Origin of the sequence: Stenotrophomonas sp. MH181796, from assembly GCF_009659995.1 — a bacterium.
GTDB classification, from domain to species: domain Bacteria; phylum Pseudomonadota; class Gammaproteobacteria; order Xanthomonadales; family Xanthomonadaceae; genus Stenotrophomonas; species Stenotrophomonas riyadhensis.
Genome location: NZ_RAHU01000008.1, coordinates 281071 through 306657, shown reverse-complemented (window position 1 = coordinate 306657; position 25587 = coordinate 281071). Strand labels below are relative to the sequence as shown.

General features: G+C 67.2%; 19 protein-coding genes. 8 read left to right on the top strand and 11 right to left on the bottom strand.

Annotated elements, in window-relative coordinates:
* Nucleotides 1-134 precede the first annotated feature (134 nt).
* On the bottom strand, nt 135-2537 hold the full coding sequence (locus D5301_RS20680) for a ribonucleoside-diphosphate reductase subunit alpha (RefSeq protein WP_014035599.1): 2403 nt from the start codon (nt 2535-2537) through the stop codon (nt 135-137).
* Nucleotides 2538-3066: 529 nt separating this feature from the next.
* On the opposite strand from D5301_RS20680, the gene D5301_RS20675 reads away from it, so the two are divergent.
* Nucleotides 3067-3903 carry a DUF2884 family protein gene (locus D5301_RS20675; RefSeq protein ID WP_153856737.1) on the top strand — a complete coding sequence of 279 codons (837 nt, stop codon included), beginning with the start codon at nt 3067-3069 and terminating at the stop codon, nt 3901-3903.
* Between the two features lie 93 nt (nt 3904-3996).
* Here D5301_RS20675 and zapE read toward each other — a convergent pair whose 3' ends face one another.
* On the bottom strand, nt 3997-5097 hold the full coding sequence (zapE, locus tag D5301_RS20670; protein ID WP_059034176.1) for a cell division protein ZapE: 1101 nt from the start codon (nt 5095-5097) through the stop codon (nt 3997-3999).
* Complete coding sequence (locus D5301_RS20665; protein ID WP_153856736.1) at nt 5094-5765, bottom strand: CocE/NonD family hydrolase; 672 nt, start codon at nt 5763-5765, stop codon at nt 5094-5096. Before D5301_RS20665 ends, zapE begins: the two co-directional genes overlap by 4 nt.
* A gap of 43 nt (nt 5766-5808) precedes the next feature.
* On the opposite strand from D5301_RS20665, the gene D5301_RS20660 reads away from it, so the two are divergent.
* Nucleotides 5809-6666 (top strand): EamA family transporter, encoded by an 858-nt coding sequence (locus D5301_RS20660; protein WP_153856735.1) that lies wholly within the window; start codon nt 5809-5811, stop codon nt 6664-6666.
* Between the two features lie 126 nt (nt 6667-6792).
* Here D5301_RS20660 and D5301_RS20655 read toward each other — a convergent pair whose 3' ends face one another.
* From D5301_RS20655 to D5301_RS20645, 3 genes are all read right to left on the bottom strand, one after another.
* A complete protein-coding gene (locus tag D5301_RS20655; RefSeq protein ID WP_153856734.1) occupies nt 6793-8238 on the bottom strand; it encodes an ExeM/NucH family extracellular endonuclease in 1446 nt (481 codons plus the stop codon).
* Nucleotides 8239-8411: 173 nt separating this feature from the next.
* Entirely contained in the window at nt 8412-8930 is a 519-nt protein-coding gene (locus D5301_RS20650) for a c-type cytochrome (protein ID WP_005407662.1), read from the bottom strand.
* Nucleotides 8931-9150: 220 nt separating this feature from the next.
* On the bottom strand, nt 9151-9765 hold the full coding sequence (locus tag D5301_RS20645; protein ID WP_110710741.1) for a TetR/AcrR family transcriptional regulator: 615 nt from the start codon (nt 9763-9765) through the stop codon (nt 9151-9153).
* A gap of 159 nt (nt 9766-9924) precedes the next feature.
* Between D5301_RS20645 and D5301_RS20640 the strand changes: the two genes are divergently transcribed.
* From D5301_RS20640 to D5301_RS20630, 3 genes are read left to right on the top strand one after another with little or no spacing between them, the layout of a single operon-like run.
* Nucleotides 9925-11088 (top strand): isovaleryl-CoA dehydrogenase, encoded by a 1164-nt coding sequence (locus tag D5301_RS20640; protein ID WP_153856733.1) that lies wholly within the window; start codon nt 9925-9927, stop codon nt 11086-11088.
* 10 nt (nt 11089-11098) lie between these two features.
* Nucleotides 11099-12709, top strand: coding sequence for a carboxyl transferase domain-containing protein (locus D5301_RS20635; RefSeq protein ID WP_153856732.1), 1611 nt, complete (start codon nt 11099-11101; stop codon nt 12707-12709).
* A 26-nt stretch (nt 12710-12735) separates the two neighbouring features.
* A complete protein-coding gene (locus tag D5301_RS20630) occupies nt 12736-14718 on the top strand; it encodes an acetyl/propionyl/methylcrotonyl-CoA carboxylase subunit alpha (RefSeq protein WP_153856731.1) in 1983 nt (660 codons plus the stop codon).
* A gap of 39 nt (nt 14719-14757) precedes the next feature.
* Here D5301_RS20630 and D5301_RS20625 read toward each other — a convergent pair whose 3' ends face one another.
* Nucleotides 14758-15915: a putative peptide maturation dehydrogenase gene (locus D5301_RS20625; protein ID WP_153856730.1), complete on the bottom strand. Its 1158-nt coding sequence runs from the start codon at nt 15913-15915 to the stop codon at nt 14758-14760.
* Between the two features lie 126 nt (nt 15916-16041).
* Here D5301_RS20625 and D5301_RS20620 point away from each other — a divergent pair, with 126 nt between their 5' ends.
* Complete coding sequence (locus tag D5301_RS20620) at nt 16042-16326, top strand: NHLP-related RiPP peptide (protein ID WP_153856729.1); 285 nt, start codon at nt 16042-16044, stop codon at nt 16324-16326.
* Nucleotides 16327-16336: 10 nt separating this feature from the next.
* Here the strand turns inward: D5301_RS20620 and D5301_RS20615 are convergent, their stop codons facing one another.
* From D5301_RS20615 to aceB, 4 genes are all read right to left on the bottom strand, one after another.
* Nucleotides 16337-18805, bottom strand: coding sequence for a putative peptide modification system cyclase (locus D5301_RS20615; protein WP_153856728.1), 2469 nt, complete (start codon nt 18803-18805; stop codon nt 16337-16339).
* A gap of 16 nt (nt 18806-18821) precedes the next feature.
* On the bottom strand, nt 18822-19862 hold the full coding sequence (locus tag D5301_RS20610; RefSeq protein ID WP_110710737.1) for a GGDEF domain-containing protein: 1041 nt from the start codon (nt 19860-19862) through the stop codon (nt 18822-18824).
* 417 nt (nt 19863-20279) lie between these two features.
* Nucleotides 20280-21581, bottom strand: coding sequence for an isocitrate lyase (gene aceA / locus D5301_RS20605; protein WP_004153647.1), 1302 nt, complete (start codon nt 21579-21581; stop codon nt 20280-20282).
* Nucleotides 21582-21645: 64 nt separating this feature from the next.
* The gene (gene aceB, locus D5301_RS20600; RefSeq protein ID WP_110710736.1) at nt 21646-23268 is read right to left on the bottom strand and encodes a malate synthase A; all 1623 of its coding nucleotides are present in this window, start codon (nt 23266-23268) and stop codon (nt 21646-21648) included.
* Nucleotides 23269-23377: 109 nt separating this feature from the next.
* Between aceB and D5301_RS20595 the strand changes: the two genes are divergently transcribed.
* Both D5301_RS20595 and D5301_RS20590 read left to right on the top strand, forming a co-directional pair.
* Entirely contained in the window at nt 23378-24346 is a 969-nt protein-coding gene (locus D5301_RS20595) for a LysR family transcriptional regulator (protein WP_012509737.1), read from the top strand.
* Between the two features lie 275 nt (nt 24347-24621).
* Nucleotides 24622-25530: a LysR family transcriptional regulator gene (locus D5301_RS20590; protein ID WP_032956221.1), complete on the top strand. Its 909-nt coding sequence runs from the start codon at nt 24622-24624 to the stop codon at nt 25528-25530.
* Nucleotides 25531-25587: the final 57 nt, after the last annotated feature.

Genomic DNA, 25587 nt, shown 5'->3' with positions numbered 1-25587 from the left:
TTCCTTGTCTTCTCGGGTCAAAACGCCGGGCATGGCCCGGCGCTACCTTGGTGTTTTCTGCAGTCGAGCATGGCTCGACTCTACAAAGGGGTGTGCCGGCCAGCGGCCGGCACTACCGCGCGGCGGTGCCGCTCTTACTGGCAAGCCTCGCAGGCTTCCGGGTTTTCCAGCGAGCAGGCGATGGCTTCGTCCGGGCTGAACACCTTGGCCGGGGCCGCAGCGCTGACCGTGGTCTTGGCGATCTTGGTGGCCGGGCGCGAACGCAGGTAGTAGGTGGTCTTGATGCCCTGCTTCCAGGCGTACATGTACATGGAGGACATCGCGCCGATGTTCGGGCTTTCCATGAACAGGTTGAGCGAGGCCGACTGGTCGATGAAGGCACCACGCTCGGCGGCCATGTCGATCAACGAACGCATCGGCAGTTCCCACGCAGTGCGGTAGACCTCGCGCAGCGTTTCCGGAATCTGTGCCACGCCCGCGATGGAGCCTTCGGCCAGCTTGATGGCATCGCGCATTTCCGGCGTCCACAGGCCCAGCTTCTTCAGCTCGTTGACCAGGTAGCGGTTGACCTGCAGGAAGTCACCGGACAGGGTCTCGCGCTTGAACAGGTTGGACACCTGCGGCTCGACGCACTCGTAGCAGCCGGCGATCGAGGCGATGGTCGCGGTCGGGGCGATCGCGATCATCAGCGAGTTGCGCAGGCCGTGTTCCTTGATGCGGGCACGCAGGGCATCCCAGCGTGCGGTGTCTTCCGGCACCACGTTCCAGGCGTCGAACTGCAGTTCGCCACCGGCGGCGCGGGTGTCGTTGAACGACGGGTGCTTGCCGCGTTCCTGTGCCAGCTCGCAGGAGGTTTCCAGCGCGTGGAAGTAGATCGCTTCGGCGATCTTCTTCGACAGGGCACGGGCTTCGGCGCTGTCGAACGGCAGGCGCTTGCGGAAGAACACGTCCTGCAGGCCCATGCAGCCCAGGCCGACCGGACGCCAGCGCAGGTTGGCGCGGCGGGCGGTTTCGATCGGGTAGAAGTTCAGGTCGATGACGCGGTCGAGCTGGCGCACGGCCAGGCGCACGGTCTCGGCCAGCTTCTCGAAGTCGAACTCGTTGTGCTCGTCGAAGTGGTTACCCAGGTTGATCGAACCCAGGTTGCACACCGCGGTTTCATCGTTGGAGGTGACTTCCAGGATCTCGGTGCACAGGTTCGACAGGTGGATCACGTTGCCGGCGCGCAGGGTCTGGTTGCTGGCGCGGTTGCACTTGTCCTTGAAGGTCATCCAGCCGTTGCCGGTCTCGGCCAGCGTACGCATCATGCGGGCATACAGCTTGCGCGCGGAGATGGTGCGGTTGGCCTTGCCCTGGGCTTCGGCCTGCAGGTAGGCCTGTTCGAAGGCTTCGCCGAACAGGTCGGTGAACTCCGGCACGACGCGCGGATCGAACAGCGACCATTCCTGGTCGGCCTCGACGCGCTTCATGAACAGGTCCGGCACCCAGTTGGCCAGGTTCAGGTTGTGCGCACGGCGGGCTTCGTCACCGGTGTTGTCACGCAGCTCGAGGAAGTCCTCGATGTCGGCGTGCCAGGTTTCCAGGTACACGCAGGCCGCGCCCTTGCGCTTGCCGCCCTGGTTCACCGCGGCCACCGACGAATCCATGGTCTTCAGCCACGGCACGATGCCGTTGGAGTGGCCGTTGGTCGACTTGATCAGCGAACCACGCGAACGCACGCGGGTGTAGCTGACGCCGATGCCGCCGGAGAACTTCGACAGCTGGGCGATGTCGCCGTACTTGGAATAGATCGACTCCAGCGAGTCCTGCGGCGAGTCCAGCAGGAAGCACGAGGACAGCTGCTCGTGGGTGGTGCCGGAATTGAACAGGGTTGGGCTGGACGGCAGGTAGTCCAGGTTGCCCATGCGCTTGTACAGCGCCAGGGTCTCGGACACGTCCTCGCTCAGTGCGCTGGCAATGCGCAGGAAGAACTGCTGCGGGGTCTCGATCACCTTGCGGGTGTGCGGGTGGCGCAGCAGGTAACGGTCATACAGCGTACGCAGGCCGAAGTAATCGAAGTTCAGGTCCAGCGCGCCGTCGATGGCGTCGTTGAGCTTGCGCGCATTGGTCTGCACGAAGTTCAGCAGGCGGTCGTTGATCAGGCCGACTTCATGGCCACGGCTGACCGACTGCGAGAAGGCGTAGATTTCCTGGCCCGAGACTTCCTTGGCGATGTAGTTGGCCAGCAGGCGCGCAGCCAGGCGGCCGTACTCGGGCTCTTCACCGATCAGCAGGGCGGCGGTGCGGATGGACAGTTCGTCCAGCTCGCGGGTGGTGGCACCGTTGTACAGGCCGGAAATGGTACGGGTGGCCACGCGCATCGGATCGACGGCGTGCAGGCCTTCGGAGGAACGCTGCACCGCGCGCACGATCTTGTTCAGGTCCACCAGTTCGGTGGTCCCATTGCGCTTGGTCACACTCATCGCGTTGGCCGTCGGCGGCGACGTCAACAGGAATTCGCTTTCCTTCTCGATGGTGGCGCTGGATTCGGTGCTCACGGCGTGTGTCCTCTTGGCGTGATTGGGGGTGCTCGATGCATCGGGTGACGCAGCCCGGGACATGACAGCCCAGGATGGCAGGACGGCGTCGCAGGGGATGAGACCCTGCGCCTGCCACTGCCGTTGACGATCGCGGATGGGTACCCCGGGCACCCCCTGGAATTGGGGTTGCTGCGACCGACGGCCACAAGATAGTGGGGGTAATTGGGTCCGTCAACGCCAAATGTAGTGAAATTCGGCAATCCCTTGCGCCGCAAGGATCGTGCCATCGGCGCCCGGATCAGACGCTTCAGACCTGCCGGAACGGGCTGCGCAGTCAAGCCCGAAAGGCGTCATCGCGGTGGTACAACGCCGCGCGGAAACGGAACAATGACAGCTTCACATGACAGTGATGAAGCTGGCTAGGGACAACCCTGTGGATAGGTGGTGGGCAGTCGGTGGGAATCCGGTGGACGGGTGACTTCCGGCCGGTGACGCCCGCACACTGGCAGCAGATGCTGGCCATCCGGTTCCGGAGAAGGAGATTCCGATGCACGTGCGACTGCCCGCGCTGGCCCTGCTGGCTACGCTGTCCGCCGCCCCGGCGTTGGCCGCCGAGGGGCCGGAACTGCGTTCGGACCAGTGCGGCATCCATACCGACTACGACGTGCTGGTGGACAGCGGCGGCATCTGGCTGCGGCATGGCCCGCAGGCGCCGCATGAGGTGGTGTTCCACGACGGCGAGCTGAGCCTGGACGGCAGGATGGTCACGGTCAGCGCCGCCGACGCCGCCCGCCTGCGGCAGATGGAAGCCGGTGCCCGCCAACTGATGCCAGCGGTCACCGCACTGGCCCATGAAGTCTCCGGGGTCACCTTCGATGCGCTGGACGCCGCCTTCGAAGCCATCACCGGCAAGTCCCGCAACCGCCAGATGCGTGTGATGCGCGGCGAGATGCAGACCTGGATCGACGCCAGCCTGGGCCGAGGCTACTGGGAGCAGGAGACGTTCGGCGACGGCTTCGACGCGCACATCGACCAGATGGCCGAGACGATGGCGGCGTCAATGACCCGCAGCGTGCTGTGGCAGGTGTTCACCGGCCGCGCCGGCGCCATGGAACGCCGTGCCGACCGCCTGGACGCAGAGGTCGACCGCCGCATGGAAGCGCGCAGCCAGCAGCTGGAAGCCAAGGCGATGGCACTGTGCCCGCTGGTGCAGTCGCTGGCAGCGGCCCACGACGCGCTGGAAGTGCGCTACCAGGGACAGCCGCTGCGGCTGCTGGAGCGCGGCGAAAGCGTACGGGTGGAGCACGGCAACGGCTCGGGGCTGCATGTGTCGGCCGGGCCGGATGAGCGGCCGCGCGGGAATGCGGTGGCGCCGACCCGGTAACCGCGCGGCGGATGCCGGCCAGCGGCCGGCACTACTGGAACCCTGGCATGGTAGTGCCGGCCGCTGGCCGGCAACGCACTCCCGCGAAATCCCTCACGCCCGGTGCGGGGTACCCAGGTATTCGGCGCTCTGCATCTCGATCAGGCGCGAGGCGGTGCGCTCGAACGCGCCCTGCAGGCGCTGGCCGGTGTACAGCTCGATCGGCGAGGTGCTGGCGGTGCAGACCAGGTTGACGTGGCGGTCGTACAGTTCGTCGATCAGGTTGACGAAGCGGCGCGCGGCATCTTCGTTCAAACGATCGAAGGCGGGAATGCCGCCCAGCAGCACGGTGTTGAACTCGTGCGCGATCTCGATGTAGTCCGACGGGCCACGCGGGCCCTCGCACAACGCGGCGAAATCGAACCAGGCGATGCTCTTGCCACGGCCGCGCACTGGGATCTTGCGGCCTTCGATCTCGATGTTGCCGGGCTTGGCCGGCTGGCCGCCGCTCAGTTCGTTCCAGCGCGTGGCCAGCCACTCATCACTGTCGGCGGCCAACGGCGCGCGGTACACCGGCGAGCGGGTCAGCGCGCGCATCCGGTAGTCCTCGGTGCCCTCGGCGTACAGCTCGACGCAGAAGCGCTGCAGCAGACCGATGGCCGGCAGGAAGCTCTCACGCTGCAGGCCATTGAGGTACAGGTTCTCCACCGCCGTGTTGGAGGTGGTGACCAGGGTCACGCCCTCGGCGAACAGGCGCTCCAGCAGCCGTGCCAGCAGCATCGCATCGCCGATGTCGGTGACGAAGAATTCATCCAGCACCAGCACGCGCAGGTTGCTGCGCCATTCCTGGGCAATCTTCGCCAGCGGATCGCTCTGCCCCTGGTGCTCGCGCAGGCGCTCGTGGACGCTGCGCATGAAGCGGTGGAAATGCGTGCGGTACTTCTGCTTGATCGGCAGGCCGTCGTAGAACAGGTCGACCAGGAAGGTCTTGCCACGGCCGACGCCGCCCCAGAAATACAGGCCCTTGACCGGCTCGGGCTTCTTCCAGAACGAGGACAGACGGTCCAGCCAACCGTCCTCGGCACTGTCCAGCAGGCCCAGGTGGATGCGGTCCAGCTCGGCCAGCGCCGCGTGCTGGGCCGGGTCGTTCTGCCAGTCGCCACGGGCAACCCCTTCCGCGTACCGCTGCGACGGGGTCAACTCGGTTGCACTCATGCCGCCGCGCCCAGCCAGTGCTTGACGCCGTGGGTCAGCGCGCCGCGCAGGTCGATCAGCTTGCGGTGGAAGAAATGGCTGGTCTCGGGCATGCGCACCAGCTCATGCGGGACGTCCAGCGTGTCCAGCCACTGGTAGACGGCCTGCGGATCGACGATCTCATCCTGCTCGCCCTGGATCACCAGCCAGCGGGCCGGCGGCGCGATGCCATCGAAATCCCAGCGGCCGGCCGGCGGTGCGATCGAGATCAGCGCTTCCGGCTGCAGCGCGGCAGCGGCCTTCAATGAAACGAACGCGCCGAAGCTGAATCCGGCCAGCCACAGGCGGTCGTCGGGGCGCTGGCTCTGCACCCAGGCGGCGACGGCTTTCAGGTCGTCCTGCTCGCCCACGCCGTGGTCGAACTCGCCCGCCGAACCGCCGACGCTGCGGAAGTTGAAGCGCACCGTGGCGATGCCCAGCTCGCGCAGGGTGGTGGCGGTCATGGTGACCACCTTGTTGTGCAGGGTGCCGCCTTCGGTGGACAGCGGATGGCAGATGATGGCCACGATCGGCTGCGCCGGCACATCGGCCTTGGGCAGGTCGACGACGACTTCCAGCGGGCCGGCCGGGCCGGCCAGTTCGAGGCAGGCGGTTTCGCCGGGGGCGACGGGGAACGAAGGCTTGTGCATGGCACCATGATACCGTCCCCCGCCCCTGCCCTGTGCCCGCCCCATGCTCTACCTGTCCTTGGCCGTGATCTGCAGCGTGCTGGTTTCGGTGTTGTTGAAGGTGGCCGGACGCCGCCAGCTGGATGTTTCGCAGATGGTCACCTGGAACTATCTGGTGGCGGCAACGCTCACCGCCGTGGTGCTGCAGCCGCCGCTGGATGCGCTGCGCGCGCCGCATGCGCCGTGGCTGTCGCTGCTGGCACTGGCGGTGGTTCTGCCGTCGATCTTCCTGGTGCTGGGCCGCGCGGTGGCGGTGGCTGGCATCGTCCGCAGCGACGTGGCACAGCGCTTGTCGCTGCTGCTGTCATTGGCCGCCGCGTTCCTGTTCTTCGGCCAGACTGCGACGCCGTGGAAGCTGGCCGGTCTCGGCCTGGGCCTGCTGGCGATGGTGGCGATCAGCCTGCGCCCGCGCGGCCCGGCCGTGGCGTCCTCACCCGGCGGCTGGGGCTGGCTGCTGGGCGTATGGGCCGGGTTCGCGGTGGTCGACGTGCTGCTCAAGCAGGTGGCGCTGTCCGGCACGCCGTCGATGGCGGCGGTGCTGGCCAGCTTCAGCGTGGCCTTCGTGCTGATGCTGGCACTGCAGCTGTGGCGGCACGCCAGTGGCCGCAGCCGGTTGGCCTGGCGCAACCTCGGTGCGGGCGCGCTGCTGGGCCTGCTCAACGGCGGCAACATTCTTTTCTATGTGCACGCGCATCAGTCCATGCCGGACAGCCCGGCCACCGTGTTCGCCGGCATGAACATCGGCGTGGTGGTGCTGGGCGCGCTGGTGGGCGTGTTCGCCTTCGGCGAGGCCACCACGAAGTGGAACCGCGTCGGCCTTGCACTGGCGGTGCTGGCGATCGGATTGATCGCCTGGGGGTGAGCGCGGCCTCGGGGTCGGATCCCATTCCAACGGAATGGGCTCTGAGCCCGATACATCACCGGGCCATGAACGCGTGGGGGTCGGATCCCATTCCGTTGGAATGGGATCCGACCCCGGCGCTGGGCGTTATCTGTCGAAACCCAGCAGCAGCGGATCGTGGTCGGAGCTGCGCCACGGGCCCTGCACGTTGCGGCCCTGGTAGCCGCTGGCGTCCTGCTCGTCGGCGTTGCTGTGCCATTCGGCGGCGCCACGCAGGCGCTTGGCCATGCCCGGGTTCAGCAGCGCGTGGTCGAGGCGGCCGGTATAGCCGTTATAGACGTAGCTGTAGGGATGCTCGACCTTGGCGACCTTGAACGCGTCCTGCCAGCCCAGCTCATGCAGGGTGCGGATCGGGTCTTCCATCGCGTAGGCGTTGAAGTCACCCAACAGCACCGCGTCCTTGGCACCGGTACCGGTCGGATCGGTCTGCAGCCAGGCGTGCAGCTGCTGCGCCGAGGTCACCCGGGTGGCGTTCCAGCAGCCCTGGTTGTCGTTGTGGTCGGCGTCGGCACCGGCCGCGTCGCGGCAGCCCTTCGACTTGAAATGGTTGGCGACCACCACGAACGGTGCACCGTGCTTGCCCTGGAAAGCCTGCGCCAGCGGCACGCGGCTGTGCTCGACGAACGGGCCGCCGGTCAGCGTGGCCGGCGTGCCCACCGGCTGCAGGCGCGTGCTGCGGTAGATGATGCCGACCCGGATCGGGTTGTCGCCGGGGCCATTGCCGGCGTCGACGAAGCGCCAGTCGCCCTGCGCGCCGCGATCGCGGTTGAGCGCGTCGACCAGTTCGGCGATGGCCGACTGCGGACCGTAGCCGTCGTTCTCCAGCTCCATCAGCGCGGCGACGTCGGCACCCAGCGCGTTGACCGTGGTCACCAGCTTGGCCACCTGCGCCTTGTGCTCGTCCAGCGTGCGTGCGCCGCGCAGTGTCGGGAAACCGCCGCCCTGGCCATCACCATTGAAGAAGTTCTCCAGGTTGAAGGCAGCGACATGCAGGCTGCCCGGCACCGTCGGTACCGCGGGGCGCTTCAGTTCCGGCAGCTTCAGCACACCTTCGACCTGCAGGCGCGGACGGCCCTGCGCGTCCACGTGCACCACGCCTTCCACATTGCGCAGCTGCATGCCGGTGCGCAGCACCGGGTTGGCCGGCAGGTAGGCCACGCTGGCCGGGTCGCGGGCTTCGCTGCCGTCGTCCAGCAGCAGGCGGCGGCGCTGGTTGTCGGCCATCACCTGCTCGTAGCCGGCAGTACCCGGCGCGGCCACTTCGGTGGGCTGCCAGAGGCGGCCATCGAAGGCCACGGTGAGCTGGCCGAAGCGTTCCAGGCCATCGGTACCGGCCAGGGTGAGCGGTGCGGCGATGCGCACGCGCTGGCCATCCAGCGCACGCCAGTCGGCCGGCGCGGCGGTCAGCACCACGGTGGCGCTGCTGCGCGCAGCGGAGGGCGACGCGACCGGTGCGGCCTGCGGCTGGGCCTGGGCAAAGGCGCCGGCCGGCAGCAGCAGGGACAGGGCAAGAGCGAGGGAGCGGCGGCGCATCGACGGGCGATTCCTTGGAAGAGGGCGCACAGACTAACCCTGAAATGCGAAACCCCGCCTGCGGACAGGGTTTTGACCTTGGTGGGCAAAGCCTGGGTCGTGCCGGCCGCTGGCCGGCAACCTCATGACCTTCGTGCCATGCGTGGTTGCCGGCCAGCGGCCGGCACTACCGGTTACTTCAGGTTGCCCAGCATCCAGTCCACGGTGGCGTGGATCTGTTCCTCGGTCAGGGCCGGGTTGCCACCCTTGGGCGGCATGATGCCGCCATCCGGGCCGGTATAGCCCTCGATGGCGTGCTTGTAGAGGGTGTCCTTGCCCTGCGCGATGCGCTTGTCCCAGTGCGAATGGTCCAGCGTCGGCGCCATGCCCACACCGGTGGTGTGGCAGGCGGTGCACAGGTTGTCGAAGATGACCTTGCCGTCCTTGGTGCCGCCGTAGGCCACCTGCGAGGCGGCCTTGGCCAGCGCGGCGGCCTTGGCCGCAGCCTGCGCGGCGGCGCCGGTGCTGCCGGCATAGACCGCGCCGGTGGGCGAGATGCGCTGTTCGGTGCGCTTGGCCGCGGTCGGCGACACCTCGGGCGGAATCCGGGTGTGGATGTAGGCAGCTAGGAGGATGAGGCCGAGGGTGATGGTCGCCAGCAGCGCGATCACCATGGAGAAGCGTTTCAGGAACTCCAGATCGTAATTCCGCACTCTTCGTTACCCCTGGCTGATAGTCGTTGGACCACGGCTGAGCGACTGCGTGATGGACCGAGTATAGAACGCGCTTTGCGTGCGACAACAGGCGTCACTGCTGGTGCGGCGCAGCATGCCGGGGGATGGGGTCGGATCCCTTTTGCGACGCAAAAGGGATCCGACCCCGGCAACAGAAGCCGGCCAGCGGCCGGCAAAAGCAGTCGAGCATGGCTCGACTCTACAAAACCCGGGCGCCGATCGCGCGCAGGCAGAAGCTGCAGATCGCATCCACCAGCGCGCCTTCGTCGCGGTGCGCTTCGCGGCTGGGCGCGGTCGGGCCGACCATTGCTTCGGTGAAGGCGCCGACCAGGCACGCGGCCGTGGCGTGCGCGTCCTGCGCCGGCAGCTCACCGGCGGCCACGCCCTCTTCCACCAGGCGCAGGAAGACATCACCAAAGGCACGACGGCCGCGCATGCGCTCAGCTTCCACGTCCGGATCGACCGGTTCGACGATGAAGGCGTGCGCCAGCCCCGGCCCGGCCAGGGCGCGGCGGACGAAGGCGGTGATCGCCAGCCGCAGGCGCTCGCTGGCCACCTCCGGGCCGCTGGCGATGCGTTCCATGATCGCGACCTCGTGGGCCACCGCGGCGTTGAGCACCTCCACGAACAGCTCGGCCTTGGACGGGAAATGGCGATAGATCAGGCCGGTGGATACCCCCGCCTGGGTTGCCACGGCGGTCACCGGGGCGTTGCGCCAGCCGCCGGTGGCGACCAGCTCGCGGGTGGCCAGCAGGATCCGTTCACGGGCGCCCGCCAGGCGTTCTTCCATCAATGCAGAGCGTTTATAGGCCATGTTCTGATTCTAGTTTCAATTTTTGAATTCGTATTCACTTCTTACCCGAACCCCGCTACGCTGGGCCCATCGCCCGTGCGGGTCGCGGTCCTGCAGACCGCCGCCCGCTCCCCCGCCGGGTGCGTCCATTTCCTGCCATCCCGCCGTGGAGCCACCACAATGCACGTGCCATCCCTGAACTTCGATCTTGGCGAAGACATCGACCTGCTGCGCCAGAGCGTGGCCCATTTTGCCGCCGCCGAGGTCGCGCCGCTGGCCGCCGAGGCCGATGCCAGCAACCAGTTCCCGCTGGCCCTGTGGCCGAAGCTGGGCGAGCAGGGCCTGCTCGGCCTCACCGTGGAAGAAGAATACGGTGGTACCGGCATGGGCTACCTGGCCCACGTGGTGGCGATGGAAGAGATCTCGCGTGCCTCCGGCGGCATCGCCCTGTCCTATGGCGCACACTCCAACCTGTGCGTGAACCAGCTGCGCAAGAACGGCAACGAAGAACAGAAGCAGCGCTTCCTGCCCGGCCTGTGCAACGGCAGCCTGGTCGGCGCGCTGGCGATGAGCGAGCCGGGTGCCGGTTCGGACGTGGTGTCGATGAAGCTGCGCGCCGACAAGCGCGGCGACCGCTACGTGCTCAACGGCAACAAGATGTGGATCACCAATGGCCCGGACGCCGACGTGCTGGTGGTCTATGCCAAGACCGACATGGAGGCCGGTGCCAAGGGCATCACCGCGTTCCTGGTCGAGAAGGGCATGAAGGGCTTCTCCACCGCGCAGAAGCTGGACAAGCTGGGCATGCGCTCTTCGCCCACCTGCGAGCTGGTGTTCCAGGACTGCGAGATTCCCGAAGAAAACGTGCTGGGCCAGGTCGGTGGTGGCGTGCGCGTGTTGATGTCCGGCCTGGATTACGAGCGCGTGGTGCTGTCCGGTGGCCCGCTGGGCCTGATGGCCGCGGCCATGGACGTGGTCATGCCCTATGTGCACGAGCGCCACCAGTTCGGCGAACCGATCGGCAGCTTCCAGCTGATCCAGGCCAAGATCGCCGACATGTACGTGGGCCTGGGCGCGTGCCGCGCCTATGTGTATGCCGTGGCGCGCACCTGCGACCAGGGCCGCACCACCCGCCAGGACGCCGCCGGTGCGATCCTGTACGCCGCCGAGAAGGCCACCTGGCTGACCGGCCAGGCGATCCAGATCCTGGGCGGCAACGGCTACATCAACGAATACCCGACCGGCCGTTTGTGGCGCGACGCCAAGCTGTATGAAATCGGCGCCGGCACTTCGGAGATCCGCCGCATGCTGATCGGCCGCGAATTGTTCCAGCGCACCCTGTAAGGCCAACGCGATGACCGTCCTGAACAGCCAGCTGCAACCGGGCAGCGAAACGTTTGAAAGCAACCGCACGGCCATGCAGGCCGTGGTCGATGACCTGCATGCCACCCTCGCCCGCACCGCACTGGGCGGCAGCGAGGCCGCGCGTGCCAAGCACACCGCACGCGGCAAGCTGCTGGTGCGCGACCGCATCGACGCCCTGCTCGACCCGGGCAGCGCCTTCCTGGAAATCGCGCCGCTGGCCGCGCATGGCATGTATGAAGACGCCGTGCCCGCCGCCGGGGTGGTGGCCGGCATCGGCCGCGTGAGCGGGGTGGAATGCGTGATCGTGGCCAACGACGCCACGGTCAAGGGCGGCACCTACTACCCGATGACGGTGAAGAAGCACCTGCGCGCGCAGGAGATCGCCGAGCAGAACCACCTGCCGTGCATCTACCTGGTCGATTCCGGTGGCGCGTTCCTGCCGCTGCAGGACGAAGTCTTCCCCGACCGCGACCATTTCGGCCGCATCTTCTACAACCAGGCCAACCTGTCGGCGCAGGGCATTCCGCAGATCGCCTGCGTGATGGGCAGCTGCACCGCCGGTGGCGCCTATGTGCCGGCGATGAGCGACGAGACCGTGATCGTGCGCGAGCAGGGCACGATCTTCCTCGGTGGCCCGCCGCTGGTGAAGGCGGCCACCGGTGAAGTGGTGACGGCCGAGGAACTCGGCGGCGCCGATGTGCACACGCGCATTTCCGGCGTGGCCGACCACATGGCCGACAACGATCTGCAGGCGTTGGCACGGGTGCGCGCGATCATCGCGCAGCTGAACTGGCGCAAGCCGGAACCGGCGATGGCGATGCAGGCCAGCGAAGAGCCACTGCTGCCCGCACACGACCTGTATGGCGTGATCCCGGCCGACACGCGCAAGCCCTACGACGTGCGCGAGGTCATCGCGCGGCTGGTCGATGGCTCGCGTTTCGATGAATTCAAGCCGCGCTACGGCGCAACGCTGGTGACCGGCTTCGCCCATCTGAACGGCTACCCGATCGGCATCATCGCCAACAACGGCATCCTGTTCTCCGAGTCGGCACTGAAGGGCGCGCACTTCATCGAACTGTGCACCCAGCGCAGCATCCCGCTGGTGTTCCTGCAGAACATCACCGGCTTCATGGTCGGCCGCAAGTACGAACAGGGCGGCATCGCCAAGGACGGGGCCAAGCTGGTGATGGCGGTGGCCTGCGCCAAGGTGCCGAAGTTCACCGTGGTCATCGGTGGCTCGTTCGGTGCCGGCAACTACGGCATGTGCGGCCGTGCGTACTCGCCGAACTTCCTGTGGATGTGGCCGAACGCACGCATCGGCGTGATGGGCGGCGAGCAGGCCGCCAGCGTGCTGGCCACGGTCAAGCGCGATGGCATCGAAGCCAAGGGCGGCCAGTGGCCGGCAGCGGAAGAGGATGCGTTCAAGGCGCCGATCCGCGAGCAGTTCGAGCAGCAGGGCCATCCGTACTACGCCAGCGCGCGCCTGTGGGATGACGGCGTGATCGATCCGGCCGACACCCGCCGGGTGCTGGCCCTGGCGCTGTCGGCCAGCCTCAACGCCGCCCCGCAGCAGACGCGCTTCGGCGTGTTCCGCATGTAACCCGTGCCATGACCGAGCCTGTTGCCATGTTCACCAAAGTCCTGATCGCCAACCGCGGCGAGATCGCCTGCCGCGTCATCGCCACCTGCCGCCGCCTCGGCATCGCCACCGTGGCGGTGTATTCCGATGCCGACCGCAACGCGCGCCACGTGCGCCTGGCCGACGAAGCCATCCACATCGGCCCGGCCGCCGCGCGTGAGAGCTACCTGCGCAGCGATGCCCTGCTCGACGCCGCACGCCTGACCGGCGCGCAGGCGATCCACCCCGGCTACGGCTTCCTGTCCGAGAATGCCGACTTCGCCGATGCCTGCGCGGCGGCCGGCATCACCTTCATCGGCCCGCCGGCCAGCGCCATCCGCGCGATGGGCGACAAGAGCGCGGCCAAGGCGCTGATGGCCGAGGCCGGTGTACCGCTGACCCCGGGCTACCACGGCGACCAGCAGGCGCCGGACTTCCTGCGCGCGCAGGCCGACGGCATCGGCTACCCGGTGCTGATCAAGGCCAGCGCCGGCGGCGGTGGCAAGGGCATGCGCAAGGTCGAACGCAGCGAGGACTTCGTCGATGCGCTGGCCAGCTGCCAGCGCGAAGCGGCCTCGGCGTTCGGCAACGACCACGTGCTGGTCGAGAAGTATGTCGAGCGCCCGCGCCACATCGAGATCCAGGTGTTCGGCGACAGCCACGGTGAGGCGGTGTACCTGTTCGAGCGCGACTGCTCGGTGCAGCGCCGCCACCAGAAGGTGCTGGAAGAAGCGCCGGCGCCGGGCATGAGCGCAGAACGTCGTGCTGCAATGGGCAAGGCGGCAGTCGATGCCGCGCGCGCGGTGGGCTACGTCGGTGCCGGCACGGTGGAGTTCATCGCCGGCCCGGACGGCGATTTCTACTTCATGGAAATGAACACCCGCCTGCAGGTCGAGCACCCGGTGACCGAGTACATCACCGGCACCGACCTGGTGGAGTGGCAGCTGCGCGTGGCCTCGGGCCAGCCGCTGCCGCTGCGCCAGGAACAGCTGGCGATCCACGGCCACGCCATCGAAGCACGCCTGTATGCCGAAGATGCCGATCGGGGCTTCCTGCCCTCCACCGGCACCCTGCGCCGCCTGCGCCTGCCGACGCCGTCGGCCCATGTGCGCGTGGATACCGGCGTCGAAGAAGGCGACAGCATCACGCCGTACTACGATCCGATGATTGCCAAGCTGATCGTCTGGGACGTGGACCGCGACGCCGCACTGCGCCGCATGAGTCAGGCCCTGGCCGACTGCCAGGTGGTGGGCGTGACCACCAATGCCGGCTTCCTGCGCCGGCTGGTGAACACCGATTCGTTCGCGCACGCCAAGCTGGATACCGCGCTGATCGAGCGCGAGCAGGTCGCGTTGAATGCAGTGGGCGACACAGATGATGCCCTGTGGCAGCTGGCTGCGGTGGCTGCGGTTGCAAGCACGGGCGGCGCCAGCACCGACGCGCGCGATCCGCATTCGCCGTGGCAGGCACAGGATGGCTGGCGCCTTGGCGCATCGGCACCGCGCGTGCTGCCGCTGCAGCAGGGCGAACGCAAGCACACGCTGCAGGTATGGGTGCAGGCCGATGGCTGGCGCGTGCAGTGCGATGCTGCTGCACCGGCCACGGTGCTCGGCAGTGCCAAGGGCAGCAGCCTGTCAGTGCAGCTGGACGGCCGCCGCTGGCAGCTGCAGCTGCTGCGCGAAGGCGACCAGCTGTATCTGTTCGGTGCCGATGGCCAGCACCGTTTCACCCTGCACGACCCGGTGGGCGAATCGGACCACGCCGTGGCCGACGCGGGCAGCCTGCTGGCACCGATGCCGGGCAAGATCGTCGCGACATTGGTCGCGGCCGGTACCGAGGTCAAGCGCGGCACGCCGCTGGTGGTGCTGGAAGCAATGAAGATGGAGCACACCCTGCAGGCGCCGGCAGACGGCACGGTGAAGGGCTACCGCGCCAAGGCCGGCGACCAGGTGGGTGACGGTGCGGTGCTGGTGGACTTCGAAGCGGCGTGATGAAGTGGCAGTGGCGCGCTGGCAACGGCGCGCCACGCCTCAACCCGGCCAGACCCGCTGCAGTGGATCAAACTCGCTGGTGGTCTGGTCCGCTGCCCGCCACCCCAATCCACACATCATTACCGGACTGGCGTCGATGCCATCCAGGCCCAGCAGGGCTTCGATATCCACTTCATTGATGGCAGCGGTGACGTAGGCCGCCAGCCCAAGTTCGGTGGCAGACAACATCCACTGCTGTGACAGGTGGCCTGCATCCAGCAGCACTGCCCGATAGGCCTTGGGATGGTTGCGATACTTCCAGAAGCTTCGCGGGAACCGCGCAACCTGGATGATGTGCAGTGGCGCAGCCGCGAACCAGTCCTGTCCAGCCAGCAGCGTCAGCACGCTGCCGCGAAGACCGGTGCCATCCACCGGCAGCGGCCGCAAGGTGTGTTCCAGCGCGTGATAGTGATAGACACCTGCGGCAAGGCCATCGACGTCCACGGCGATGACATAGGTTTCCAGCGGATGCAGGCCTCCACCGGAAGGAACATGCTTCTTCAGAAAGGCCATGTCTTCGCCGGGCTCCACCACGGCGTGCGCCTTCACCGTCCGCTTGAACACCTGGGCGAGCATGCGCAACGGCAATGATCGTGCGGTATCGAAGTTGCGGCAGGTCGCGCGCCTCGCAAGGAGCAGATCACGCGGCTCGTCTTCTGGCAGGGGCAGTGCCAGCGGCTCGGTGGCGGGGGGCATCACGGCTGGTGGTGGAGGGCCGAATCTACGTCGCAGGTCCTGCGCCGTGACAAGCTTCTCTTCGCGCATCTGCTGCGCGCTGTCGATGCCGCTCCAGCGCCCCAGCCGATGGGCCAGCGCCGACAGCGGCCACCAGCTGGCATCGCGTACACGCTGGTCTCGCTGGCGGTGCCCAGCGTAGGCTGCGCCGTCACTGATCAGCAGGCCACTGTGCAGCAACCGGTCGAGATCGGCTTCGCCAATGTTGCTGTGCGCCGCGTCGACCCAGGCGTCGGGCACGATACGGCCCAACAGCTCCACGTCGCCAGCCTCCACCCTGAGCGGCGCATCAAGGTGCGCGGCCAGCGCGTACCACTGCATCGTGGTGCCCAGGCCGGCCTCTCCCTTGAGCAGCAGGTCAAGGTCCAGCGCCACTTCCGCACGGGGCTCGAACATCACGATGGAGCAACGTCTGATCTGCATGGAGGCATCGGTGTGGAGCGGGACGCGCAGGATGCCATGCATCGCCCCAGGGCGCGCGGAGGCTAAACTTTCCCTGCAACAGGCCGAAACAAGAGAACCCTACCTGCAACGGCCAGCGCGATCACCATGAGTACTTCCGACAAGACCCTGCTTACGGCTGCACAAGCCGCCCAGGTACTGTCGCTGCTGCAGAGCGATGACAGCTTCCGCAGTGCCTTCGCCGCTTCTCCCAGCCTTGCGCTGCAGGGTCTGGGCATTGCTCCCAATGCCGATGGCTCGATGTGCGCTCCAGTGGACGCGCTGGCCAGCAAGGAAGCCTTTGCCGCTACCGCCGAGGCCCTGAACCAGCACCTGCAGTCCTGCGGCGCCTTCGTCCTGCCGCACTTCTTCGAAGCCGGCGCCGACAGCTGATGCTGCGCTGTCAGTCCGCGCCCAGCGGTGCGCGGCTGTCACGGACATTGAGCGCCTGCAGGATGTAATTGCCGGAATCCTCGGCATAGGCACGACCGCGATGCGCGGCCAGCCAGCGTGCTTCTGCAGCGGCCGCCGCGGAATCTCCCGAGGCATGCCTTGCATCGCGCAGCGCCACGTGCAACTGGTACAACTCCGTGCCGTCGGCCCACGGCAGCAGGCGCTCGACGGCCGCGACCGCCTGCCCGGCATGCAACTCGCGGGTGGCTTCGATGATGTCCAGCAACTGGCGCGAGCGTGGGTCGCTCCTGAGGTCGATCGCGCGACGCGCCAAGCGCAACTGGGGCGTCACGTCCACGCCTTCGCGCTGAGCCAGGCGAATCAGGCCCAGAACCATGAACTGCCGGGTGTGCAGATTGCCGCTGGGCTGCTGGCGCAGGTCGGCCAACGCCTCTCCAATCCGCTTGCGGCTCGCTGCGGGATCCGACCGCTCTCCTGCCATGCCGGCAATGCTGGCGCGCCAGGCCGACGCCAGCCGGCAAAGGGCCGGCTCATTGCACTGCGCCTGCAGTGATCGGGCAACCTCTTCGGCCTTGTCCAGCTCACCGAGATCGACCAGCACCGCTGCCTGCTGCATGCGGGCGCCGAAATCATCGGCCGACACGCCCACCAACTGGGCACGTGCAGCGCTCCAGTCTCCAAGTACGGCCATCGCCGTAGCCAGGTTGGCGCTGGTTCTCCAGCCTCCGACATCACCGGCCATGCGGAAATCCGCAACCGCACCGTTGGTGTTGCCCGCAGCCAGCTTCAACCGTCCTGAGAAATCCAGCGTGTGGCTGCGGGCCCACGCCTGCGGAACCCGCGCCGGCTGCACCACGGTCACCGCTTCGGCGTAGCGCCCCATTCCGGACAACGCCAGCGCCCGATTGACATACCCACCGTGGTAGTCGGGATACAGGTCGGTCAACAGCTTCCAGCGTCGGGCGATGTCAGCCTCCGGCAGATCGCTGGCCTGCCCTGCCCATCCGTCCAGGTACAGTGCATCGCGCGGCGTCAGTCGCGCCCGCAATGCCTGCGCACGCGCATGGGCATCCAGTGCCATGCGGCTTTCACCACGCATCCAGTGGATGCGCATGATTGCCACATGGGCCATCGCAAATTCCGGGTCGACCTTCACCGCCTGCGCGAGAAAGCCCAGCGCCTCATCGGTCTGGCGCCGGTCCAGCGCCCTGATGCCTGCGGCGTAAGCACGCAGCGCGTCCAGGCTGGACGTCGCCACCTGCGGCAGATTCACCGAATGTCGATCAATCTCCATACCGCCTTCGCCAAGACGCTCGCGCAGACGCCCCACCACTTCATCGGTGGATGCCAGAAGCGAGTCCAGGCCTTTGCCATCGACATGCACGGTGTAGACGGTGGCTGCGGTCGACGGATCGATCACATCGACCGCCACCCGCAGGCGGCCATGCACCTCCAGGACCGAAGGCGCCAGCACCGCGCGTGCACCATCACGCTGGGCCACCTCGCTGGCAACCCCCCGGTCCAGCCCGGCCCCAGGATTGATCAGCATGCGCTGCATGGTGTCGCGCACCTTCAGGTCACTCAGCACGTTCACATACCGCGACTGCTCCAGGCTGATGCGGAACGCCTGGTTGATCGACTCGCTCAGCAGAGGATCGCCAGTCAGGTTGCGCGGCTCCGCGATCACCACCCAGTCGCGTTCGGCAAAGGCGATGGCCGGTTGTGGACGAGTCAGCAACCACAAGCCCATTGCGCAGGCTGCCACCAGCGTTACCTGCGCCGCCATCGCCATCGGGCGACGCCAGAACGGGACATCCGGCCTGGCCTTGTCACTCGCACGCGGCCGTCGCAGCGCTGCCTTGCCGACCGCCGAGACGCCGATCACCTCCATCGGCTGCGCCACACCACGGAAGCGCCAGCGGCCGAATGACTTCCAGTACAACCGGTCGGCCGGCTCGCCAAGCTGGGAGGCTGCACGCCGGACCAGCGATTCGGCCGCTGCCGACAACAGCAGTTGGCCCGGTCGTGCCAGCTGCATGAGGCGCGCCGCCATCGGCTTCGCCAGACCTTCCACCTCTACGGCCTTGGACCCCAACGCAACGGACTCAGCGCTGTTGTTCCACAGAATCACCTCACCCACGTGCAACCCGGCCCGCGCCTGCAACCGGAGATCACGCGACTGCCCCAGCGGCTGCAGCCCACGCTGGTAATCCAGGGCGAACCCAAGCGCATCAATCGGGCGCTCGAACAGCATGAACAATCCATCGGAACGGTCGATCAACTGGCCGTTCCAGCGCTGCTGCAGCGCCAATACCAGCCGGTCGTGTTCCTGGAACAGTTCGGCGGCGGCGACATCGCCAATACGTTCAACCAGCAGCAGGGAGTCGCACAGATCCGTGAACAACAGCGCGCGCAGTTGCTGGTTGTGCGGCGTCGACGTTCCGTTGTCGCCATTCATCGCCTGACTCTCCCGATCAAGGTGTATCCGCTGCATCCACCCAGCGCAGGCAGTTGCCGCCATCGCGCTTGGCCTGGTACAGCGCGCGGTCCGCGCTGGCATACCACTCGCTCCAGCCGGCCTCCGGCGCCAGCAGGCTGGCACCGATGCTGACCAGGCTGACGTGCGGCGTACCGTGGCTGCGCTCGAGCAGGCCATGCACCGCGCTGAGGATGAACTCGGCCGCGTGCTGCACGATCTCGTGGTTGCCACGGCGCAGGATCAGGCAGAACTCATCGCCGCCGAGCCGGCAGGCCAGATCCTGCTCACCGGCCATCGAGCGCAGGATGTTGCCCATGCTCTGCAGCACGCGGTCACCGGCCTGGTGGCCATGGCGGTCGTTGATCTGCTTGAAGCGGTCGCAGTCGATCAGCAGCAGTGCCTGCGGCAACCCATCGCCGTCGGCACGGCATTCCTGCAGGTACAGCGTAAGGCCGCGGCGGTTGTGCAGCCCGGTCAGCTCATCGGTGCGCACCAGCTCGCGGGTGTGGGTCAGCTGATGGGTGGTGATGTACAGGTTGTCCAGCGCGGTTTCCAGATCATGGTTGCGCCGGCGCAGCTGGCTGATCAGCGCCTGCTCGTTGGTCAGCACGCGCATGATCGTGCGGCGCAGGAAATAGGCGACCAGGCCAGGATCGGATTCGACCAGGCGATGGAAGTCGGCCGGGCCCAGCTCGAGCACTTCGCAGTCGGCCAGCGCGCGGGCACTGGCGCTGCGCAGGTGGTCGCCGACCAGCAGGCCAAGCTCACCGAAGAACTCATGCTGGCCGAGGGTCTTGATCACCAGGTCTTCGCCGAAGTCCAGTTCGATCTGGCCTTCGAGGATCACGTACATCCGTTCGCCGCGATGGCCACGCTGGAACAACCACTGTCCGGCATGAAGCTTGCATGGACGGGCATATCTGGCGAACAATGCGACCTCGGCAGCGGACAGCAGCGCGTGCACGATCTCGGCCATCGCCACCCGGGCGATACCTGACGTCACATCACTGTTCTCGGCCGCACCCCTGCCGGTCATTCCCTGCACCCGCCGCCAGCGTCCCCTGGTGAGCCGCGGAGCATAGCACCGCTTTAAAGTGTGCGCCCTATCTCATTTTGAGCCTTCGGACCCACTTCTCTGATGTGAAGATGCGTGGTGACCCGTTCTGGGCATGCCTGTCCGCACAAAAGTCCTGCTGGATCAATCCGATGGCCATCTTCACGGGCTTTCGGCCAAGTTGCAGGGCCTGGGGGTGCGCCGGATTGACGCTGCCCGCGTTCACGGCTGTTCCATCGATACAACAACGCCGGCAGGTCCCCCGACCGGCCGGCGTTGTCTGGCCCTTCCCTGGCCACCCTGATCGCTCTATGGCCCGGTAGTGCCGGCCGCTGGCCGGCAACCACGTGGACTCCGGGAACATCGACGGGTTGCCGGCCAGCGGCCGGCACTACCGCATCACGCCGCGCGTTCGCTGCGCCCGCCGTGGAACTGCTCTTCCTCGGTCGAGCCGGTCAGCGCAGTGGTCGACGACTGGCCCTGCTGGATCGCCTGGGTCACGGCATCGAAGTAGCCGGTACCGACCTCGCGCTGGTGCTTGACCGCAGTGAAGCCGCGCTCTGCCGCCTCGAACTCGGCTTCCTGCAACTCGACGAACGCGCTCATCTGGCGGCGCGCGTAGCCGTGGGCCAGATTGAACATGCCGTAGTTCAGCGCATGGAAGCCGGCCAGGGTGATGAACTGGAACTTGTAGCCGTAGCTGCCCAGCTCGCGCTGGAACTTGGCAATGGTGGCGTCGTCCAGGTTCTTCTTCCAGTTGAAGCTGGGCGAGCAGTTGTAGGCCAGCAGCTTGCCCGGGAACTTGGCATGGATCGCCTCGGCGAACTTGCGTGCGAACTCCAGGTCCGGCTTGCCGGTCTCGCACCACACCAGGTCGGCATAAGGCGCGTAGGCCAGGCCACGGCTGATCGCCTGGTCCAGGCCGTTGCGGGTCTTGTAGAAGCCTTCCACCGTGCGTTCGCCGGTGGCGAACGGCTTGTCATTGCCATCGATGTCGCTGGTCAGCAGATCCGCGGCTTCGGCATCGGTACGTGCCACCAGCAGGGTCGGCACGCCCAGCACGTCGGCGGCCAGCCGCGCGGCGTTGAGCTTCTCGATCGCCTCGCGGGTCGGCACCAGCACCTTGCCGCCCATGTGGCCGCACTTCTTCACCGAGGCCAGCTGGTCTTCGAAATGCACGCCGGCGGCACCGGCCTCGATCATCGCCTTCATCAGTTCGAACGCATTGAGCACGCCGCCGAAGCCGGCTTCGGCATCGGCCACGATCGGCTGCAGGAAGTCGATGTCGTCCTTGCCTTCGGCGTGGTGCAGCTGGTCGGCGCGCAGCAGCGTGTTGTTGATGCGCTTGACCACCGCCGGCACCGAATCGGCCGGGTACAGCGACTGGTCCGGGTACATCTGCCCAGCCAGGTTGGCGTCGGCCGCCACCTGCCAACCGGACAGGTAGATCGCCTTCAGGCCCGCCTTGACCTGCTGCATGGCCTGGTTGCCGGTCAATGCACCGAGCGCGTTGACGAACTCGCGCTCATGCAGCGACGCCCACAGCTTCTCTGCGCCCAGGCGGGCCAGCGAATGCTCGATGTGGACGGTGCCGCGCAGGCGCACCACGTCGGCGGCGCTGTAGTTGCGCTGGATGCCTTCCCAACGCGGGTTGGTGTCCCAGTCGTGCTGGATCTGTTCGGCAGTGGGCAGCTTGCTCATGTCTTTCTCCAGTTCGGTTCGTGCGTGCAGCGGGGAGGGAAATGGCGGGAAACGCGGGCGGCGATCAGTCGATGCGCGCGTAGGCCGGCAGGGTCAGGAAATCGGTCAGTTCTTCGCTGCGGCTCAGTTCGCCGAGCAGGGTGATGGCCTCGCCGATGCGTGCACCACCGGGCAGCGCGGCGGTATCGCCCAGCCGTGCCGGCAGCTGCGAGAGGGTGGAATCCAGCAACGCCAGATCGATCGCAGTGCCATCGTCCAGCTGCTGGCCCGGCGTATGCAGCCACTGCCACAGCTGGCTGCGGCTGATCTCGGCGGTGGCCGCGTCCTCCATCAGGTGGTGGATCGGCACGCAGCCGTTGCCATCCAGCCACGCCGCCAGATAGCGCACGCAGACTTCCACGTTGCCTTCGAAGCCGGCGCGGGTGATGGTGCCGGGCGGCCGCGCGATCAGTTCGTCGCGGCCCACGCGCACATCCTGGCGCAGCACGCTGTGCTGGTTCGCACCGGGCATGTGTTCGTCGAAGATCGCCATCGCCACCGGAATCAGCGCCGGGTGCGCCACCCAGGTACCGTCGTGGCCGGCGGTGACCTCGCGCAGCTTGTCAGCGCGCACGCGGGCCATCGCCTGCTCGTTGGCGGCGGCATCGTTGTTGATCGGAATCTGCGCGGCCATGCCGCCCATCGCATGCGCACCGCGGCGGTGGCAGGTCTGGATCAGCAGCTCCGAGTACGCCTTCAGGAACGGCTGGGTCATGGTCACCTGGCCGCGTTCGGGCAGCACGCGGTCGGCGTGGCGGCGGAAGGTCTTCAGGTACGAAAAGATGTAGTCCCAGCGCCCGCAGTTCAGGCCGACGATGCGGTCACGCAGCGCGTGCAGGATCTCGTCCATCTCGAACACCGCCGGCAGCGTTTCGATCAGTACCGTCACCTTGATCTGGCCGTGCGGCAGGCCGAGCATGCCCTCGATGTGCGACAGCGCGGTTTCCCACAGCGCTGCCTCTTCCATGCTCTGCAGCTTGGGCAGGTAGAAGTACGGGCCACGGTCCTTCGCCTGCAGGGTGCGGGCGTTGTGGAAGGCGAACACCGCTGCGTCGAACAGGCCACCGGCAATGAACTGGCCATCGATGCGCACGTGCTTCTCGTCCAGGTGCCAGCCACGCGGGCGCACGATCAGCACCGCCTGCTCGTCGTAGGGGCGCAGGGCGTAGTGCTTTCCATTGGGTGCGGTGTATTCGAGATCGCCACGCACCGCGGCGGCCAGCGACTGCTGCCCGGCCAGCAGGTTGCGCCAGGTCGGCGAGGTCGAATCCTCGAAGTCGGCCATGAACACCTTGGCGCCGGAGTTCAGCGCATTGATGACCATCTTCGGGTCGGTCGGGCCGGTGATCTCGACGCGGCGGTCCTGCAGCGCGGTCGGCAGCGGCGCAACGCGCCAGTCGCCGCTGCGGATCGCGGTGGTGTCTCCGCGGAAGTCCGGCAGGCCGCCCTGGTCGAAGAATGCCTGGCGCTCGCGGCGTGCCTGCAGCCGTGCCTGCCGGCCCGGTTCCACCGCACGGTGCAGCGACACCAGCAGGGCCAGCAGCGGCGCCGGCAGCAGGGTGTCCTGGCCGGCCACGCGGGTCGCCAGGGCGATGCCGGGGGTGGCCTTGCTGGCGGGGGTGGGAACAGCGGAAGCGACGGCGGACATGGGCGACTCCAGCAGTGGGGGAACGCCTCCACGGTGCCGCCGGGGCCGAGTATTTGGCAAAACAGTTTTTGCAATGTTCTACATAAATTGTGCTAATACTTGTGACGCGATGACCACACGCCCCCCGCCAAGTCCGCGTTTTTCCTACAAATCCGACCGGCTGAAGCCATTGCGCGCGTTCTGCCAGACCGTGCGCCTGGGCTCGGTCTCACGGGCGGCTGAGGCACTTTTCGTCAGCCAGCCGGCCATCAGCCTGCAGCTGCAGGCGCTGGAGCGTGAACTGGGGGTGCCGTTGTTCGAGCGCAGCGGGCGCCGCCTGGTGCCCAGCCGCGAGGGTCAGCTGCTGTACGAAATGGCACAGCCGCTGGTGGAGAACCTGGACGGGCTGGAGGCGCGGTTCCGCGACAAGGTGCGCGGCCTGGACGCGGGCGAGCTGAACATCGCCGCCAACAGCTCGACCATCCTCTACCTGCTGCCGAAGATCGTCGAACGCTTCCGCCTGCATCATCCGGACGTGCGCCTGACCCTGCACAACGCGATCAGCGCCGATGGCACCGACCTGCTGCGCGAGGACGCCGCCGACCTGGCGATCGGCTCGATGACCGATGTGCCGGCCGACCTCAGCTACGCCCCGGCCTACCGCTTCGAGCAGGTGCTGATCGCGCCGCACGACCATCCGCTGGCCAGTGGCGGCGAGCTGGAACTGGCCGACATCGCGCGCTATCCGCTGGTGCTGCCGCCGAAGCGGCAGATCACCTACCGCCTGGTGGACCAGGTCTTCCAGCGCCACCGCATCGCCTACACCGTGGCGCTGGAGGTGGGCGGCTGGGAGGTGATCAAGCAGTACGTGGCGATGGGCATGGGCATTTCCATCGTGCCGGCGCTGTGCCTGAACGAGGCCGACCGCGAGCGGTTGGCGGCGCGGTCGATGAAGCGCTGGTTCCCGGAACGCAGTTACGGGGTGATCGTGCGGCGTGGCAAGGCGTTGTCGGCGCAGGCGCGGGCGTTCATCGAGCTGATCCAGCCGGAGTTGTTCAGCCCGCGCGATTACGACCAGAGCGGGCATTCGGAGCGGTGAGGGATGTTCGGCAGGGCTGCGCCCTGCACCTGCCGAATCAACGTCAACGTCAACGTCAAAAGCGGGCATTCCGTGGAATGGCGGGGTGGATCCGGTTGCGGGGGACGCTGCAAGTACGTCCATGTAAGCTCGGTCGCCGCATCCATGCGGCTCACGCCCCCGCAACCGGACCCACCCCGCCTTCGACAGTTGGCCGCGATCTGTCGGGGTCGGATCCCGTTGCTGCGCAACGGGCTCTGACCCCATTTCCGGCTGGCGATGAATAAACTGGCCCCATGTCCATCGAACTCCGCCATCTGCGCTACTTCCTCGCCGTTGCCGATACGCTGCACTTCGGCCAGGCGGCGGAGCGGTTGGGTATGTCGCAGCCGCCGCTCAGCCAGCAGATCCGCCAGCTGGAAGATCTGATCGGTGCGCGGCTGTTCGTGCGCAGTCATCGTCGTGTGCAGCTGACGCCTGCCGGTGAGCTGCTGCAGGAACGTGCACGCGCCATCGTGCAGCAGGTGGAAACGGCGGTGGACGAGGTGCAGCGCGCGCAGCGCGGCGAGCAGGGTGAGCTGCGCATCGGGCTGACCCGCGCCACGCCGCTGTCGCCACAGATTCCGCGTTCGATCCTGCGCTACCGCCAGCAGTACCCGCAGGTGCGGCTGCAGCTGAGCGAGATGAACACCCTGCAGCAGATCGATGCACTGCTCGATGGCAGCCTGGACGTGGGCATCATCCGCAAGCGCGCGTTGCCGCCGGAACTGGTGGCGCACAGCCTGTTCGTCGATCCGTTGGCGTTGATCGTGCATGCCGATCACCCTGCCCTGCGCAGACTGTCGAAACAGGGCACGCTGTCGCTGCGCGACTTCGCGCAGGAGCCGTTCGTAGCATTCCGGCGCAGTGCCGGTGCGGGCATCCATGACCACATGATCGCGTTGTGTGCGGCGGCGGGCTTCACCCCGCGTATCGTGCAGGAGGCCGGTGAGGCGTCAACGCTGATCAGTCTGGCCGCTGCTGGCCTGGGTGCGGCGATCCTGCCGTCGTCCTGCGATCACATCCGGGTGGAAGGCGCACGCTTCGTGGCGCTGGCCGATGCCGGTGCGCATTCGGAGGTGCAGCTGGCGTGGCACCGCGAGGGTGTGACGCCGCTGATCCGCAACTTCGCCGGGCTGTTGCGTGAGGCGTTCGCGGAAGGGTGAGGTGCAACCCACCCGGTAGCGGCCAACCTTGGTTGGCCCACGGCCACAGCGCCGACC